This window comes from Microcoleus sp. MON1_C5 (assembly GCF_036701875.1).
Classification (GTDB): domain Bacteria; phylum Cyanobacteriota; class Cyanobacteriia; order Cyanobacteriales; family Microcoleaceae; genus Microcoleus.
This window is the reverse complement of record NZ_JAUBRN010000096.1, coordinates 1-15,259: the sequence shown is the minus strand read 5'-3', so window position 1 is coordinate 15,259 and position 15,259 is coordinate 1. Positions and strand designations below refer to the sequence as shown.

Sequence of the window (15,259 nt, the reverse complement as noted above, 5' to 3'; positions counted from 1 at the left end):
CCGATCGAATTGGCAAAACCTACAGCTAGTATGCGTTCGAGTTCCACGGAACTACCCCGCAGGGGGTAAGTTCCGTTACAACTATAGTGGCTGTAGGAGCGATCCCCGTTTTCACTTCACCAAAAGCGCGATCGCCCTTATCCCCTCAAATCTCCCCATTGACCTGCATCTGATGCACCTTATCTGCCAACTCTTGGCGGCTTTCCTTATCGAGTGCATCAATTGCCAGCATTCCCAAGTACACGACTTCCTTCTGAGTTAGTCTGGTCGCTTGGGCTTGTTTTTGAATGACTTCCTTAATCACGGAACTGACCGCGATCGCCGTATTAGTTTTTGCCACGAAGAATAATCAACTATTAATAACTTTCCTTGATGTTACCATCCTCACTTTGATTAAGTACAATAATGTTTGACTAACTACAGTTAATCATGCTATAGTGTAAAAAATCCAAAAAAGCGCTCGCCCCGGCGTAGAAAACTCAAGGGCCGATCGGCCTATTCCTCAATAATCTCCACCAAGTCCTCAATCATCACATCAAAGGCCCGCGCTAACTTGTACAGGGCGGTAAAGTCAACCATTGATATTTCTGAACGACGAGCATAGCTGGTTATGGTGCTGTAGATCACGCCCGATCGCTCAGCCACCTCCTTGAATGTCCAGCCCCTCTCGGCCGCTAACTCTCGCACTTTTACTCTGACTAAACCCATGCTTGACAAATAATGCAGTTGCGTTTTAAGATAATTGCATCTGAAAAAGCGATCGCCCCCGGTCTAGACAACTAAAGGCCGATCGACCTATTCCTCCAAAACCTCAACCAAATCCTCAATCATCACATCAAAAGTCCGAGCTAATTTCAGCAGCAAAGTAAAGTCAACCGTTGTCAGCCCTGGACAGCGAGCATAATGCTTGACAGTGTTGTATACCACCCCAGAACGTTCTGAAACTTCCTTGAATGTCCAGCCTTTCTCTGCTGCTAGTTCTCTGACTTTAATTCTTACTAAACCCATGCTTGATAGTTTATACAGTTGCGTGGTTTCTCATTAAGAATAGATGACTTTGGCAAAGAATGCTCAAGGCTAATCGACCTACTCCTCCAAAACCTCAACCAAATCCTCAATCATCACATCAAAAGTCCGAGCTAACTTCCGCAGGCAAGTAAAGTCAACCATTGCCATTTCAGGACGACGAGCATAGCTTCTGACAGTGCTATAAATTACCCCGGAACGATCGGATACTTCCTTAAGCGTCCAACCCTTCTCCGCCGCCAGTTCCCGAATTTTTAGCCTGACTAAACCCATGCTTGACAGTTGATGCAATTGCGTCGTACAATTTTATATGTAAAGAGCGATCGCCCCCCGGCCTGGAAAACTAAAGGGCGATCGTCTGTAAAACCTAATCTGGACAGATTATTTCTTTCTATCAAAAAGTGCATTTGCCATATCCAGAAGTCTACTAACCATATCCAGAGGTGTACTAGCCATGATATCAGAAACTCCGGCAAAATCGCGGACGATCGCAGAATCGAGAATAATTCATAAATCTCCCATCCTGCATCCGCTGGCGAGATTCGTTACCGAAGAAACAGTCGCACTCATGTTCAATATCGCAGCAGACGAGATTTACCGCATCGAATGCTGCCGCTACATGGTTTACGTGCACGCCAAAGGCATTAGTCGGTTTGTCAGCTACGCCGATTTTCCCCCTATTTTAGAAGTAAAGTCGATCGCACTTCAAGATTTTGGCAGATGGTACAAACGCTGGAAAAGCAAGCAAGCACCAGCATTTTGGACGAAATTCTACACCCACAAGTTCAAAAAAGCTGTTTCAGTTGACAGCTTGCTGGAGTGGGGCCAATTGGTAGCTACAGTTAAATCGGTCATTTCTGGGGCGGCGCTGCAACAGCTACGAGATGTCTATGCCCAAGAAAAAGATTTGATGGAGAAATTTTAAAGGGCGATCGACTTAATCCTACTTGAACTTTCAATTAAACTTTAAAACACTTCATCCTCGATACCCAGCCACCATTCCCCCAGATTCATTAAATCTTTGTGAAGATCAGTAAGTTCTGTCATATACTCTTCAGCAGAAATCTCCGATCGCCTTTCTTGCAATTTTTTCAGCCGCAGTTGCACCAACAGCCAAGGTTTGGAAATCCCGTCCTTTGCTTCGATATATTGGGCTAGATCTTTGCTGTCCATAGTTATTGTTATTTGTTATTTGTTATCTGTTGGTAGGTGGACTGGTATTATACCAACTTTGAAATCCCTTTAAAAAAACCTCATTTTTTCCCGTCGCTTTTAACCGATATTTTGAACCATTCTCCAGAACAGGCAAGATGCCTGTTCCACAAAACATCAGGTTGCTTGTGGGGTGGGCATCTTGACCGCCGGAAAACATCCTTTACCTGTAATCCGAAGTCTGAATATTCTTGAGCTTCGCAGCATATTTCATGCCGTATTCCGGGCGACAGAAGCGATCGATTTGAGACTCAAAGAAAGCTCGATTTGCCTTCAAATGCTTTGGATTTGGGTCATCTAAAGGATACAAAAGAGCAGTCCGCAAAGCTTGAATCACCGCCGAAGTAACGCAGTACATCGATCGCTGAAAAGTCACCCCAATTTGATTGAGGATATCATCTTCGCCGCGACAGCGCTGTTTGTAGAAATCCATCAAATACGGCGGCAGGAAATGCAGCATATCTTGTGCTAGCAAAGTCGGCGGAATCCCCGCCGTACCTACGGGGAATTTGTCGGCATAAAGCACTCCGTAGTGGAAGTCTTTTTGATCGTCAGGAACTTCCTTAGCTTGAGCGTTGTAAGATTTGGTGCCTCGGAACGGCGAAGTGCGATAAAATACAGCTTCCACGTAAGGTAACGCTGCTTCGTAAAGCCAAGTGAAACCTTTAGATTTCGGGATAATTTCGTAGGTTTCGCCGTCGATTTGAACGTGGTGGTAAATCGGACGACCGGCGATCGCAAATATGCCATTTACTAGGAAATCCATCGCCTGCGGGACTGTCGTAATTTTCCCTTCGTCGTACAAGTCGGAAACCTCAAAAAACACCGGCGCCATGACTTCCCAGAATAAACCGAGATTGCTGTAATAAGACATTTGGCGGCACTGTTCTAAAAACATTTCTGGAAATGCTTTGTGAAGTCCCAGCATGAACGGGTTTTTTTTGAAGTAAGCTTTAATTGCCCGATCGGCATTAGCCTTATATTCGTCACTGTCCAAATAAGGGTCGAATTGATTGGTCGGCACGTACAAGCCCCGGTGCCAAAGCATTGACCTCATGCACTCTTCCGCAAATTCCATGTTAATGCGATCGTGCCACAAATGGTGAAACAGCCGCGGCATTTTACCAGTTTCACCCTTCTGCATGAACTCCAAAAGTTCCGGGTGAACACTTCCAGTCCCGCGCCAAATCCGCAAATCTGCACCGTCGCCTGCATAGTGATTTTGCAAATCTAAATACTCCTGCGGCAAGAAGTATTTAAAGAAAGGAAGCGGGTGTAAAAATACCCGTTCGGCGATGTAAAGCAAATCCCGCCAGTAGAAATCCATCGGCACTGCGTAAGCTTTCCAGATAGCGATGATTTGCATCAGATTTTCCGGCGTATCTGGAATCATCGCGCCACCAGCTTCCAGCCTGTGAATTACTTCGGCAAATTGGTGTTTGGAAGGAGGTAGTTTAGTTGCTGGTTTATTAGGGGTTTGTACCATTGTTTCTTCCTTTGATTGAGTGAATCTAAATATTTTGAATTATTGCAAAAAGCTGCGATTCTTTAACTGGTTCCTAGGAAAGCTCCTGGGAACCGATATCCAGGCCCGCGAGCCGTAAAATTGGAGGCAGAGCCTCCGGATCTGCGTTACCAGGCTCTGCCTGGTAACGAGTAGATTGTTAGTCTGCAGAGGCGGACTTCGTTTGTGTAGACGCGATTTGCATAGCCGACTGTTCTAGGGGATAGCTAATAGCTATTTGGGTATTTCTGACCGCCGGCAGAGTAGCAAAGATCGCATTTGTAGTTGATTCGCTCCACTTGAGCAGCCAAGCAGGTTGAATCCCCAACACAAAAATGATGCCCGCCAAAACCAGCGCCGGCATATTTTCACCAAACGTAACAGGAGGGTAGTAAGCCGTGGCATTGTCCAACTTCCCAAAACAGGTGCGGTTGAGCAGAATTACAAAGTAAACTGCTGTTAAACCAGAAGCTAAAATGCACAGTAAAGTTGGAATTGGAAAGATCGAGAAACTGCCTTGAAACACTAAAAATTCAGCAACAAAACCCACCAAACCCGGAATTCCGGCGCTTGCCATGCCGCCCAAAACTAACAGGGAACTGGCAGTGGGTAAACCCCGCATCGGGTTCATCAAACCATTGAGCACGTCCAAATCCCGCGTGCCAACTTTGGTTTCGATGATGCCTACCAAATAAAACAGCAAAGCTAAAATCAAGCCGTGGCTTACCATTTGCCCCACAGCGCCGATTAGTGCCAGCTTCGTACCCGCAGCGCAGGCAACGAGGATGTAGCCCATATGTCCGATCGAACTATAGGCTACCATGCGCTTGATGTCTTTTTGGGCGATCGCGCTCAAAGCACCGTACATCACGCTCACAGTCCCGATAATCGCTAAACTGGGAGCTATCATCGACCAAGTTTCGGGAAACATCTGCAAGCCAAACCGCACTAAACCGTAAGTTCCCAACTTCGCCAGAATCCCTCCCAGCAAAATTGCTGTTGCTGGCGAAGCTTCGACGTAAGCATCAGGCAGCCAAGTATGCAGCGGCACTAAAGGAATTTTAATTCCCAACCCAATTAGTACAATTGTTAGCAGGATCAATTGCGTGTTCAAGGGCAATTCTTGAGTGGTAATCGCAGTGTAATCGAAATTTAAAGACCCACTCAGCCAAGCCACACCCAAAAATGCTGCCAGCACTAAAAGTCCCGAAACTGCCGTGTAGATCAAAAACTTCATGGCAGCGTATTCCCGCTGCTTTCCGCCCCAAATCGCAATCAACAGGTAAAAAGGAATTAATTCTACTTCGTAAAACAGTACAAACAGCAGCAAATTTTGAGACATCAAAGCTCCGGCAATACCAGCATTGATTAGCAAAATCAAAGCGTAGTAAAGCTGGGGGCGCTCCATCTTTTCGCCAGTGCCGTAAATGACTAATAGCGTCAGCAAAGCACTTAAAACCAGCAGCGGCAAGGACAAGCCGTCAATGCCCAAGTTGTAGCTCAAACCTAATTGTGGAATCCAAGGCAAATATTCTTGAAATTGCAATCCCGGATTGGCTGGATTGAATTGAGTCAACAGCCAGATATTCAAAAGGAAAACAGCAGCAGCAAAAGCCGAAGCTATTGAACGGAGACGCATCCCATTGATATTTCCGGGCAGGAAACCGACTACCGCAGCGCCCAACGCGGGCAACCAGAGCAAGGCACTAAGCATAATGTGTGAAGAGTGAAGAGTGAAGAATCAATTAATTTGGCAGCCTCTTGTCTTGGATAACTGGAGAGCTTAGATCTTAACTTTTTCCCAGTTATCTATCCGAAATTGCCTCAAGACTCAGAAAGAATAGTGACTCTCCCCGTGTCTAAATCGTAATATCCACCAACAACTTTCAGTTTATTCTCCGCAATTAACTTAGAGATAACGGGAGATGCTTTCAACTTGTTAGCTTGGACAACCACATTGGCTTTTGAAGCATTTTCTAGCTTGTCGCCTGTTTGGCTTTTCGAGCTTTCTACAGCAGGCTTAATTGCGTCGAGCAAACTGCCAATTTGACCGGGAACCTGAGCTCCTTTGATGGTTGCGTCTACCGCACCGCACCTTTTATGGCCGACTACCACAAGCACTTTTGCTCCCAGTACCAGCGTGCCAAATTCCAGGCTGCCAATTTCTTCTGGAGTAGCAACATTTCCGGCCACGCGACAAACAAATAAATCTCCCAATCCCTGATCGAAGATAATTTCGGAAGGAAAGCGGGAATCTGCACAGCCCAGAATAGCAGCAAAGGGTTTTTGAGCTACGGCAACTTCGAGAAGGCGGGGTAAGTCTTGGTTGGGACTTTGGCGTTTGCTGTCAACAAACCGTTTGTTTCCGTCGATTAACTTTTGGAGAGCTGCATCGGGAGTTAAGTCTTGAGCAATTGCTGGTTCAGGTGCAGCCAAATCAGCGCCTGCTCGTGCTGCGAGTATCCCTGTACCAATAGCACCTGCGACAAATTTGAGGGAATTGCGGCGGGAAAGATTGAATTTTCTGTTATTTAAGTTCATTGATTTTGCCTTGTTGTATGTAGTTTGAAATCTTTGTTCAAGACTTCATGTTTTTAAGATTTTAGATTAAAACTGTCACCTAAAATCTTAAATTTTATATAGTTTTACCCGCCCACAATCAGCGACAAGCGAGCTAGCAAAGGCCAGCTTACCAGCAGTCCCAAAAGTGCTACTCCCAACAGAATTGTCAGGGCGTAAAACTGAGTTTGACCCGTAACGTTGTATTTGAGGCTCTGCCCGCCGAAAACCGTTGCAAAACCGATTAAGTTCACGAATCCGTCAACAATATTGCGATCGATCCAGGAGATGATTTGCGAAACCAAACCAACTGCAAATATCACTGTCACGCGGTAAAGTTTGGCAGTGTAAAAGTCGTAGGCAAAAAAGTCTTGCAGGGCTTGAGAACCGATTCGCACCGGTTTTTCCCATTTCTCGTTCAGGTAAACAAATGCTCCTGCACCGATGCCGATCGCGGTTGACAAAACTAGCAGTCCAGTGGCGGTATAATTCAAACTTGCCCCAGGCAAGACCTGCCACGTCGCCAGCAAGTGCGGAACGTGCAAAGTAAAGCCCATTAACACAGTCATCGGCAAGATAAAAGGCCAGTGAACTTCCGGCGAACGTTCGGTCATTTGCTTTGGTTTGCCGCCGAAAACTAAACCGAAGACGCGCACCAAGCCAAAAGCAGTGACGCCGTTTACAAACAGCACTATTCCTAACAAGAAAGGGTGAGTTTGCCAAAGCCCGGATGTGAAGTCTTCTAAAGCCCAGAAACAGCCGAAGGGAGGCAGTCCCACCAATCCAGCGCTACCGACAATAAACGATATCGCTGATATTGGCCGCTTTCCCCACAAACCGCCGAGAGCTCGGACATCCTGAGTGATGCTGTTCCAAACTACCGAACCGATGCTCATCACCAGCAAACCCATTGCGAAGGTGTAGGCAAATATCAATGTCAGGGCTGTCTGAGCTTGTCCGGTACCGACGGCGATAAATACTAAGCCCATGTAAGAGCTGACTATATAGGAAAGCGTGCGCTTAATGTCAATTTGGGCGATCGCAATTAATGAAGCACCAACCGCCGTCGCAGCGCCTACAATAATAGTTGTCGTCATCCCAATCGGCGACAAAGCAATCACTGGCTGCAACTTAATCAAAATCCAAGCACCAGTTTCCACAACTACGGTGTTCCGCAAAATCGTCGCCGGCAGCGGGCCTTCCATCGCCTCATCTAGCCACAGGTGCAAGGGAAACTGAGCACACTTACCCATCGGGCCGGCAATCAAAGCTAAAGTCAGCAGTGTCGCTACAGTGGGGTCAAGCTTTGCAGTCTGGGCCCAAACAGCCAACTCGTCAAAATTCCAAGTTCCAGCCAGCGGCAGAATGGCGACTACTCCCATCAGCAGAAATAAATCTCCCACCCGCTTTGTTAAGAAAGCGTCGCGGGCTCCTGTCACCACCAAAGACTGATTGAACCACAGCCCGACTAGCAGGTAAGTACCTAAAGTCAGAACTTCCAAAATCATGTAGCTGAAGAACAGGGAATTGCACAGTACCAAGCCGCACATCCCGGCTTCAAACAGCCCCATCAGAGAAAAGAACCGAGCCCAGCCCCAGTCCATTTCCATGTAACCGAAAGCATAAATCTGCGCCAGCAAGTTCAGTCCGGTAATCAAAACAGTCGCCCCGACGGTGACAGCAGAGATTTCAACGGGAATGGTTAAGTCTAAACCTGCTACATTCAGCCAAGGAATAAACTGGTGTTGCGCCGGTTGGTTCCAGATAGCTGTCAGGGCTATGACGGCGTGTAAGAAAGCGAACAAGGTTAATATGGCGTTCACGTAACCGGATGGTCTTGGCCCCGTGCGGCGGGTAACTGCTGGAAACCACAGCATCGACAGAACTCCGCCGATAAGTGGATAGCAAGGTATAAACCAAACGGTCTGGAGTAAGATTTGAGCCATTGGCATTACCTGTAAAGGTTACAAAAATTTAAAATTATGAGAATAATTCCGATCGCGCTGACGACAGCACTGAAAAGCCAGAAGGCAGAAGTAAAGAAAATTTGGGGGTTTGCCTCTGAGTTGGTTCCCGTCGTCAAACCGAGCGCTTCAGAATCGACTTATTAATTTTATATTAAGTATTGCGTTAAATTTTCATATTTCTGATTCAGCATATCTATAGGAATCAATAAAGTTCACTTATAGGTATTTATAGGGGGGGGGATTGTATACCAAAGAATATTTGTCTATCGCACATCTTGCACCATTTTGATGAACAGGCCCGAAAGCCTGTTCTACTCATAGTTCAATTTTTTTTGTGGGGAGTATGGGTTGGGGAGGAGAGCCAGCCCGTGAAATCCTTATTTAGAACAGGCTTTCCGGCTTGTTCCACTCATAGTTCAATTTTTTTGTGGGGAGTACGGGCTGGGCAGGAGATCCCGCCCGTGAAAGCCTTATGCTCTAAAAGTTTAAAACCGCTCAATGTCCCAAGCTGATTCGGGCAGTTTGGCTTGGCGCTGTCCCATCGACCTTGCCCTAACATTCAAAAGACCGATCGGCGTATTAAACAAATCTACCAGATCGGCTCGGGCGATCCTCTTCGAGGGCTTCGCTAACGCACTTTTGGCAGCAGCAACCGGAAATTCCTTGAACAGCCACCTAGCCAGCCGGTAAAAATATTCCCCTGTTGTGAATTCTCGCATCAAATCGACACCGTGGAGTTCGTGCAAATATTTATTAGATTCGCCGTACCGATACCATTGACTTTGCAACTGTTTTATGGTTGAACGGTGGCGGTGTCGGACGATCGCATTTTCGGCAAAATACATTTTATAGGATGTTTCCCGCAAAATCCGCCAACACAAGTCAGCATCGCCGCCACTGGTGAGGTAAGGGCGAAATAATCCTATTTGTTGTAAAACTAGCCTCCGTACAGCTAAGTTGGCGGTTTGGCCGTAGGGACAAAAAGGGTGAGCGAGAGTATGTTTTTGAGATAAAGTATTTTGGCGATCGGCGTGCTGTTCTAAAATAGTTTTTCCGGGCAATGCGAGTATTTCCCCAGCGCTAATTCCTATTTCTAAGTCCACAAATGGCTTAACTAAATTTTCCAGCCAGTCAGATTCCGGGCGACAGTCTGCATCGGTAAATGCAATGATTTCGCCTGTGGAGGCGCGAATTCCTTGATTGCGAGCGGCGTAGGAACTTTGAATCTGATTTTCGGTGAGGTGGCGAATGGTTATTTGATTGAAATTGCTTCCTTCCCTTACCAAAGGGGGGACTGAGGGGGGGTTAGGGGCTACTGTTTGGAGGATGGTTGAAGTGCGATCGCGACTGTTGTTGTCTACTAAGAGATATTCTACTCTGTGTGGCGGATAAGTTTGCGATCGCAGGCACTCGATCAACTCCGGCAAATCCATCTCGCCGTTGTAAACAGGCACAACCACCGAAACTTGAGGTAAAAACTCGTCACTGTTCATTAGTCCTCTATGCAGCTTTTTGAGTCAATTAGGAGTAAAGTCCTTACTAAGAACAAGTTTTATTGCAGCTTAACTTATCGAATAAATTCTACTTCTGTGCCTTTCTCCACAAACTGATACAACTCCTCAACCTCCTTATTTTCAAGCGAGTGGAACAGGCCGGAAAGCCGATTTTTAGATCCGATTTTTGAGCCTGAAACGGGCAAGATGCCCGTTCCACAACTGCATTGAGTTCCTGTAGAACGGACATCTTATTTGTTTTTGAAACTTGCACAAAATCTCGCTTACATCTGCTGTTAAATCCTTTGCCAATCCGCTGTTAACTGTTGTTAGTCAACATCAAAATCATTAACACTAACACCCCGTTAGTTAAATAAAAGATTCCCACAACCTGAGTTTCCAACCAGCCGCACAGTTCTAGATGATGGTGCAGAGGAGCCATTCTTAACAGACGCTTGCCGATTCCATCAGGCCCTTTTGTAGCTTTGTAATAACCTACTTGAGCAATTACTGACAGCGTTTCAATAAAGAAAATCCCGCTGATAATTAATAATATCCAAAGGCTATTTGTTAATAAAGCTACCGCACCCAACGCACCGCCCAAAGCTAAAGCACCTGTATCGCCCATAAACACCTTGGCTGGATTGCGGTTGTGTGCTAAAAAACCGAGACAACTGCCGCTGATGCAAGCGCAAAATATCATTAATTCTGGCGAAGTTGAGGCTACAGATGCGCCCAATCCCAAAAGTGCGATCGCGCCCAAACCGCCCATCAATCCGTCAACGCCGTCAGTAATATTAGTAGCGTTGCTTTCAGCTACCAGCACAAAACCCGCCAGCGGCCAAAACAGAAAACCTAAAGGCAATACCCAACCGAAAGGCAAAGCAATGCTCGTAGAAATACCTGGTTCGCGGAACATCAGCCACAGACAAAATAGAGCGGCAAAACCTATTTGCAAAGCCAATTTCATCCGAGGTGAAATACCTTTATTCGACTTGAGGCGCAGAATTTGCCAGTCGTCTATCCAGCCGATGAAACCGTAAGCTAAAGTTAAAGCCGATACGGCAACAACATCTAAGTTAAATCTAGACCAAAGCAAAGCTACTGCGACTCCTGCTGGCACAAAAAAGATGCCTCCCATTGTCGGCGTTCCCGCCTTTTTTAAATGAGCTTGGGGGCCGTCTTCGCGAATTATTTGTCCTGCTTTTAGTTGCTGGAGTAAAGGCACAACTACACAGCCCACACCCGATGCAACTACAGCACAAACAGCTAGTGGCATAAATAGCGATGCAGGCGTATTTAAAAGTCTACCCGCTGCTAGATCTAAACCGATCGCTACAATGCCGAGCCCCAAACTCAGCAGCAGGAATAAATTCCTGCCTGTAAGTTTGAAAGGCATAGTAAAAGGGATTTTCTCATCCACAAAGTTATCCATAACACTCCTCACCACACACTATTTGAAAATAAGCAATTGAAAATTGGGGAATAGGGTGCGATACAGGAGACTGAGAAATCTCTTAGTTTTTCTTCCCTGTTTCCGGTTGATTCCTTCACCCTTCTACCAGTTATTCTTCCCCTACACTCACATCATCTTCTACTTCATCTTCTAAATCATCGTAAGGACTGTCGTCAACTGCCATAAGTTCAGAAATTTCTTCTTCGTGCAGATAGTCGGGTTCTTGGACATCCCTTGCTAACAGGCGATTGTTAGATTCCAACCAGTCTAAAAGAGAAGATTGCTGCTTTAATGGAATTACATCCGCAGGCAAGTGGCGAGGTATTTGACGCAGAGATGGGTTGTACATGATTCTTGGTTTTTAAAGACAAAGACGCGATCGAGTGGAGGTAACGTTTTGCCGACGGGCTGCTGCTTCGATCGAGCACTTGCCAATCGGGCATTTAGCAAGGCTAAAGCATTATACCACAGGCACTGTTTGGTTCCGGATCGGATAAGATGGGAGACCCAAAAGGCGATCGCCCCCCAGCATGGGCGTCAGGATAACACTAAAATCCGCTCTTGCCAATCCTTCTTTAGCCCTAAGCATTTTAATCCGAGACGATCGTCTTTAAGATATCGCGGGACACGCGGCGATCCTATTCTGCAAGCTTCGCTAACGGCAAGGGGTTGATTCACAACAGTCTCCTGGTTTTTCATCAAAGCCTTAGCCCGAATGCCCTCTGGCTTCTTCAGTCAACTCTCAAGCAATAAATCTCAGAATGGATATAACGGCAGCGGTTTTATACAACAAAGAGGGTTACCACACCGGAGGGAAAAAACTTCTGGGGCGTCATTCAGCCGGAGAAGGGTTTCTCAAAAGCTTAGTCCAACACGGAACCGCTGACTCTCTCTACTGTTGCGCCGATAGCGCAACAACCTTTAAGGAGTTTTGTTCGCACATCCAACCTTGGCTGCAAAAACCTCGGAAAGTTCGCTGGATTCCCATGGAACGACCGGATTTGCTATCTCAACCGGGCACAATTTACCGACCCGATCCGGTTTTGTCGCAGATGGTGTGGGCGCGCAGATTTGTCGATCAGCGGGCCTACAGCGTTTGCGGCGTTACTCACACGATCGGTACAAAATACATCATGGAGGCGATAGGCGATTTGATCACCGCACCCATGCAGCCTTGGGACGCCCTGATCTGCACCTCTGCAGCCGTGAAAACAGCAGTAGAAGGAGTTATGACCGAGTGGTCTGAATATTTAGCCCAGCGGAACGGCGGTAAACCGGAAATTTTGGTCAAATTCCCCGTTATTCCCCTAGGAGTCGATTGCAGCGCGTTTCCGCAGGGTGTGGAAGCAGGTAATAGTCGCCGCCAACTGCGACAAGAACTCGGCATTTCTCCCGAAGATATTGTTGTGTTATTTGTCGGTCGATTGACTTTTTCTGCAAAAGCTCATCCGGTACCCATGTACATCGCCCTAGAACGGGCATCACAACAGACAAAAGCCAAAATCCACTTAGTTCAAGCCGGTTGGATCGAAGATCCGAGAGAAGAACCCGACTTTAAAAATAGCGCACAAATATTTTGTCCGTCCGTGAATGCTATTTTTTTAGATGGGAGACAGCCCGAAATTAGAAAAAATATTTGGTCGGCGGCCGACATTTTCATTTCGCTGTCCGACAACATTCAAGAATCCTTCGGACTTACACCAATAGAAGCCATGGCGAACGGACTGCCGGCCATAGTCTCCGATTGGAACGGATACAAAGAATCTGTACGCCACGAAATAGACGGCTTCCGCATTCCCACACTCATCCCGCCCCCGGAATCTTGTTTAGATTTAGCCCTAAATTATCTTGACGGCAGCTTAAATTGGCCGACTTACATGGGTCACACTTCCCTGGCCACAGCAGTTGACATTGATGCTTGCACCTTGGCGTTGTGCCAATTAATTGAAAACCCCGAATTGAGAAAGCGGATGGGGGAAAATGCCAGACAAAGGGCGAGGGAAATTTATGATTGGAAAGTAGTTATTGCTGCTTACGAACAATTGTGGCAGGAATTAGCAGAGATTCGCCTTGCGGCACCGGAGTCAGCACCTTTAAAACCCGGGAAGCCGCCTTATCCCCTAGGCGACGATCCGTTTCGGGTATTAGGTAATTATGCGACTAGAAGTTTAAGCAATGAGATGATGCTGAGTCTGGGTGCGATCGCCACACCAGAACTTCTGAGAGAGTTGCAAACAATTTGGTTTACCAGCTTCGGTCAGGACAGAAGAATCTCTGTTAACATTCAGATGGAGATATTGGAGGCGATCGAGCAAAAGGGTGCTGTCAGCGTTGGAGAAGTTCTCAGGCGTTATACCAAAAACGACCAAGAATTAGCAGCCCTGTATCGGACTCTGCTCTATCTGGTGAAATTTGGTATCTTAGTTATTAGTTGTTAATACTCTGCGGACTCGGCGATTAAAATTGCTACTACACAAAATTTCGTTTCTCTCGCTTGAGACTGAAGAAAAGAGCGGTCTGACTTTTGCCTGACGTTCGATAATTAATCCGTGTACTCGTGTCCAAATCCGTGTTCTTCCTTCTTAAAAAATCATGCTTAGAAAATCTGCACTATTAGAGATAATTGCTGGTAAGAATCGCGGTTTGCTGGCGACTCCCAGCGACAAACAAGCGATTTTAAGTGCGATCGCCAAATTGGAAGATTACAACCCCACGCCACGCCCTGTCGAAGCAGCAGAGCTTTTAAATGGTGATTGGCGGTTATTGTACACCAGCAGTCGCGAACTGCTGAATCTTGACAGTTTTCCCTTGGTGAAATTGGGTCAAATTTATCAATCTATCCGCGTCAAAGAATCTAAAGTTTACAACATTGGCGAACTTTACGGCTTGCCTTATTTGGAAGGAATTGTCAGTGTAGCGGCGAGATTTGAGGCCACTTCCGAACGCCGAGTGCAGATCAAGTTTGAGCGGTCGATTTTCGGTTTAAGCAGGTTGATTGGCTATGAATCTCCGGTTAAGTTTATCAATGAGATTGAGTCGGGGAAAAAGTTCGCTGCTGTAGATATCGGGCTGGATACTCGCGAACAGCAGGGATGGCTAGATATCACTTATTTGGATAAGGATTTGCGGATAGGACGAGGGAATAAAGAAAGTGTTTTTGTCTTGACAAAAGAGTGATTGTGTGATGTGTGATTAAGTGCGATCGCCCCTTAACTCATTCTCAATTTATCTTTCTTTCATCCGCGTTTATTCGCGTTCATCTGCGGTTAAAAATCAAAAATCTATCATTTTTACAAACAATTCAACACTTGCTAAAACCCCCAAATCCATAGCCGATAATAGCTTCAGATAAGATAACGGTTAAAAATTAGCGTTAAGGATTGACAAGTGACAATTGTTGTGATGTTTTCTGGAATTTTAATGGAAAAGGCGTTAGTACATTCCCGCCAAGAAACTTACTAACGCCTTTTGTGTACTCCTTACGAATACAACACAATTATGTCACAAAACGCTTATCAAGCTGTTTCGCGTTATGTCACACGTCATCCTGAAATCTTGCAAGGCGAACCAATTATCGTAGGAACGAGGACTTCCGTTCGGGCGATCGTGGAATTGTGGCGTTTGGGTATTACTCCTGAAGAAATCCCTATGCACTTACCTCACCTGAAATTAGTTCAAATTTTTGACGCGCTGAGCTTTTATTTAGATAACCAGGAAGAAAGAAATACTTATATTGAGCGCAATCGAATTCCTGAAGAATTGATTCCTCCTGCTGTTAAAGCTGCAATTATAAATAAAATAACTAAAAGTATTATAATTGTTCGTTACTATTGACTATGACGAAGATTATGGCTACAATGGTGGCGGAATTTTTAGAAATTCAGTATAATACTCCTTAATTCTCTATTCACAGCTATCAAATTCAAGGAGACATAGATATGGCTGGCGAGCGCAAGATTTATATGCTGTAGTTTAGACTAACTAAAGATGAGAACGGTGGCCCAAGAAAAACTAGAGCCACCGTTAAGGAGAGAATGAGGGT

Annotated in this window: 17 protein-coding genes; 5 read left to right on the top strand and 12 right to left on the bottom strand. The window is 45.9% G+C overall.

Annotated elements, in window-relative coordinates; genetic code table 11:
* Positions 1-145 precede the first annotated feature (145 nt).
* The 4 genes from QUA71_RS27535 to QUA71_RS27520 all read right to left on the bottom strand — a co-directional run bounded on the left by QUA71_RS27535 (position 146) and on the right by QUA71_RS27520 (position 1,299).
* A complete protein-coding gene (locus tag QUA71_RS27535) occupies positions 146-340 on the bottom strand; it encodes a hypothetical protein (RefSeq protein WP_236506337.1) in 195 nt (64 codons plus the stop codon).
* A gap of 155 nt (positions 341-495) precedes the next feature.
* Positions 496-708: a helix-turn-helix domain-containing protein gene (locus QUA71_RS27530; RefSeq protein WP_006631308.1), complete on the bottom strand. Its 213-nt coding sequence runs from the start codon at positions 706-708 to the stop codon at positions 496-498.
* Between the two features lie 87 nt (positions 709-795).
* Positions 796-1,008: a helix-turn-helix domain-containing protein gene (locus QUA71_RS27525; RefSeq protein ID WP_006631306.1), complete on the bottom strand. Its 213-nt coding sequence runs from the start codon at positions 1,006-1,008 to the stop codon at positions 796-798.
* Between the two features lie 78 nt (positions 1,009-1,086).
* A complete protein-coding gene (locus tag QUA71_RS27520) occupies positions 1,087-1,299 on the bottom strand; it encodes a helix-turn-helix domain-containing protein (protein WP_006631307.1) in 213 nt (70 codons plus the stop codon).
* A gap of 181 nt (positions 1,300-1,480) precedes the next feature.
* Between QUA71_RS27520 and QUA71_RS27515 the strand changes: the two genes are divergently transcribed.
* A complete protein-coding gene (locus QUA71_RS27515; RefSeq protein WP_333289993.1) occupies positions 1,481-1,951 on the top strand; it encodes a hypothetical protein in 471 nt (156 codons plus the stop codon).
* Between the two features lie 41 nt (positions 1,952-1,992).
* Here the strand turns inward: QUA71_RS27515 and QUA71_RS27510 are convergent, their stop codons facing one another.
* The 5 genes from QUA71_RS27510 to QUA71_RS27490 form a co-directional block, all read right to left on the bottom strand.
* Positions 1,993-2,199, bottom strand: a complete 207-nt coding sequence (locus tag QUA71_RS27510) for a hypothetical protein (protein ID WP_333289991.1) — start codon at positions 2,197-2,199, stop codon at positions 1,993-1,995.
* Positions 2,200-2,401: 202 nt separating this feature from the next.
* Positions 2,402-3,724 carry a CO2 hydration protein gene (locus tag QUA71_RS27505; RefSeq protein WP_333220430.1) on the bottom strand — a complete coding sequence of 441 codons (1,323 nt, stop codon included), beginning with the start codon at positions 3,722-3,724 and terminating at the stop codon, positions 2,402-2,404.
* Between the two features lie 178 nt (positions 3,725-3,902).
* The gene (locus QUA71_RS27500) at positions 3,903-5,456 is read right to left on the bottom strand and encodes an NADH-quinone oxidoreductase subunit M (RefSeq protein WP_333289989.1); all 1,554 of its coding nucleotides are present in this window, start codon (positions 5,454-5,456) and stop codon (positions 3,903-3,905) included.
* 110 nt (positions 5,457-5,566) lie between these two features.
* Complete coding sequence (locus QUA71_RS27495; protein ID WP_333289988.1) at positions 5,567-6,283, bottom strand: carbonic anhydrase; 717 nt, start codon at positions 6,281-6,283, stop codon at positions 5,567-5,569.
* Between the two features lie 104 nt (positions 6,284-6,387).
* Complete coding sequence (locus tag QUA71_RS27490) at positions 6,388-8,247, bottom strand: NAD(P)H-quinone oxidoreductase subunit F (protein WP_333289986.1); 1,860 nt, start codon at positions 8,245-8,247, stop codon at positions 6,388-6,390.
* Between the two features lie 36 nt (positions 8,248-8,283).
* On the opposite strand from QUA71_RS27490, the gene QUA71_RS27485 reads away from it, so the two are divergent.
* Positions 8,284-8,412: a hypothetical protein gene (locus QUA71_RS27485; RefSeq protein ID WP_333220422.1), complete on the top strand. Its 129-nt coding sequence runs from the start codon at positions 8,284-8,286 to the stop codon at positions 8,410-8,412.
* 341 nt (positions 8,413-8,753) lie between these two features.
* Here QUA71_RS27485 and QUA71_RS27480 read toward each other — a convergent pair whose 3' ends face one another.
* From QUA71_RS27480 to QUA71_RS27470, 3 genes are all read right to left on the bottom strand, one after another.
* Positions 8,754-9,761, bottom strand: coding sequence for a glycosyltransferase (locus QUA71_RS27480; RefSeq protein ID WP_333289984.1), 1,008 nt, complete (start codon positions 9,759-9,761; stop codon positions 8,754-8,756).
* 319 nt (positions 9,762-10,080) lie between these two features.
* On the bottom strand, positions 10,081-11,196 hold the full coding sequence (gene mraY / locus QUA71_RS27475) for a phospho-N-acetylmuramoyl-pentapeptide-transferase (RefSeq protein ID WP_333289982.1): 1,116 nt from the start codon (positions 11,194-11,196) through the stop codon (positions 10,081-10,083).
* Positions 11,197-11,326: 130 nt separating this feature from the next.
* Positions 11,327-11,566: a DUF3134 domain-containing protein gene (locus tag QUA71_RS27470; protein WP_333220415.1), complete on the bottom strand. Its 240-nt coding sequence runs from the start codon at positions 11,564-11,566 to the stop codon at positions 11,327-11,329.
* A gap of 412 nt (positions 11,567-11,978) precedes the next feature.
* On the opposite strand from QUA71_RS27470, the gene QUA71_RS27465 reads away from it, so the two are divergent.
* The 3 genes from QUA71_RS27465 to QUA71_RS27455 all read left to right on the top strand — a co-directional run bounded on the left by QUA71_RS27465 (position 11,979) and on the right by QUA71_RS27455 (position 15,051).
* Positions 11,979-13,655 carry a glycosyltransferase gene (locus QUA71_RS27465; protein WP_333289980.1) on the top strand — a complete coding sequence of 559 codons (1,677 nt, stop codon included), beginning with the start codon at positions 11,979-11,981 and terminating at the stop codon, positions 13,653-13,655.
* A 154-nt stretch (positions 13,656-13,809) separates the two neighbouring features.
* The gene (locus QUA71_RS27460) at positions 13,810-14,394 is read left to right on the top strand and encodes a PAP/fibrillin family protein (protein ID WP_190659896.1); all 585 of its coding nucleotides are present in this window, start codon (positions 13,810-13,812) and stop codon (positions 14,392-14,394) included.
* A gap of 321 nt (positions 14,395-14,715) precedes the next feature.
* Positions 14,716-15,051, top strand: coding sequence for a DUF433 domain-containing protein (locus QUA71_RS27455; protein WP_333289978.1), 336 nt, complete (start codon positions 14,716-14,718; stop codon positions 15,049-15,051).
* Positions 15,052-15,259: the final 208 nt, after the last annotated feature.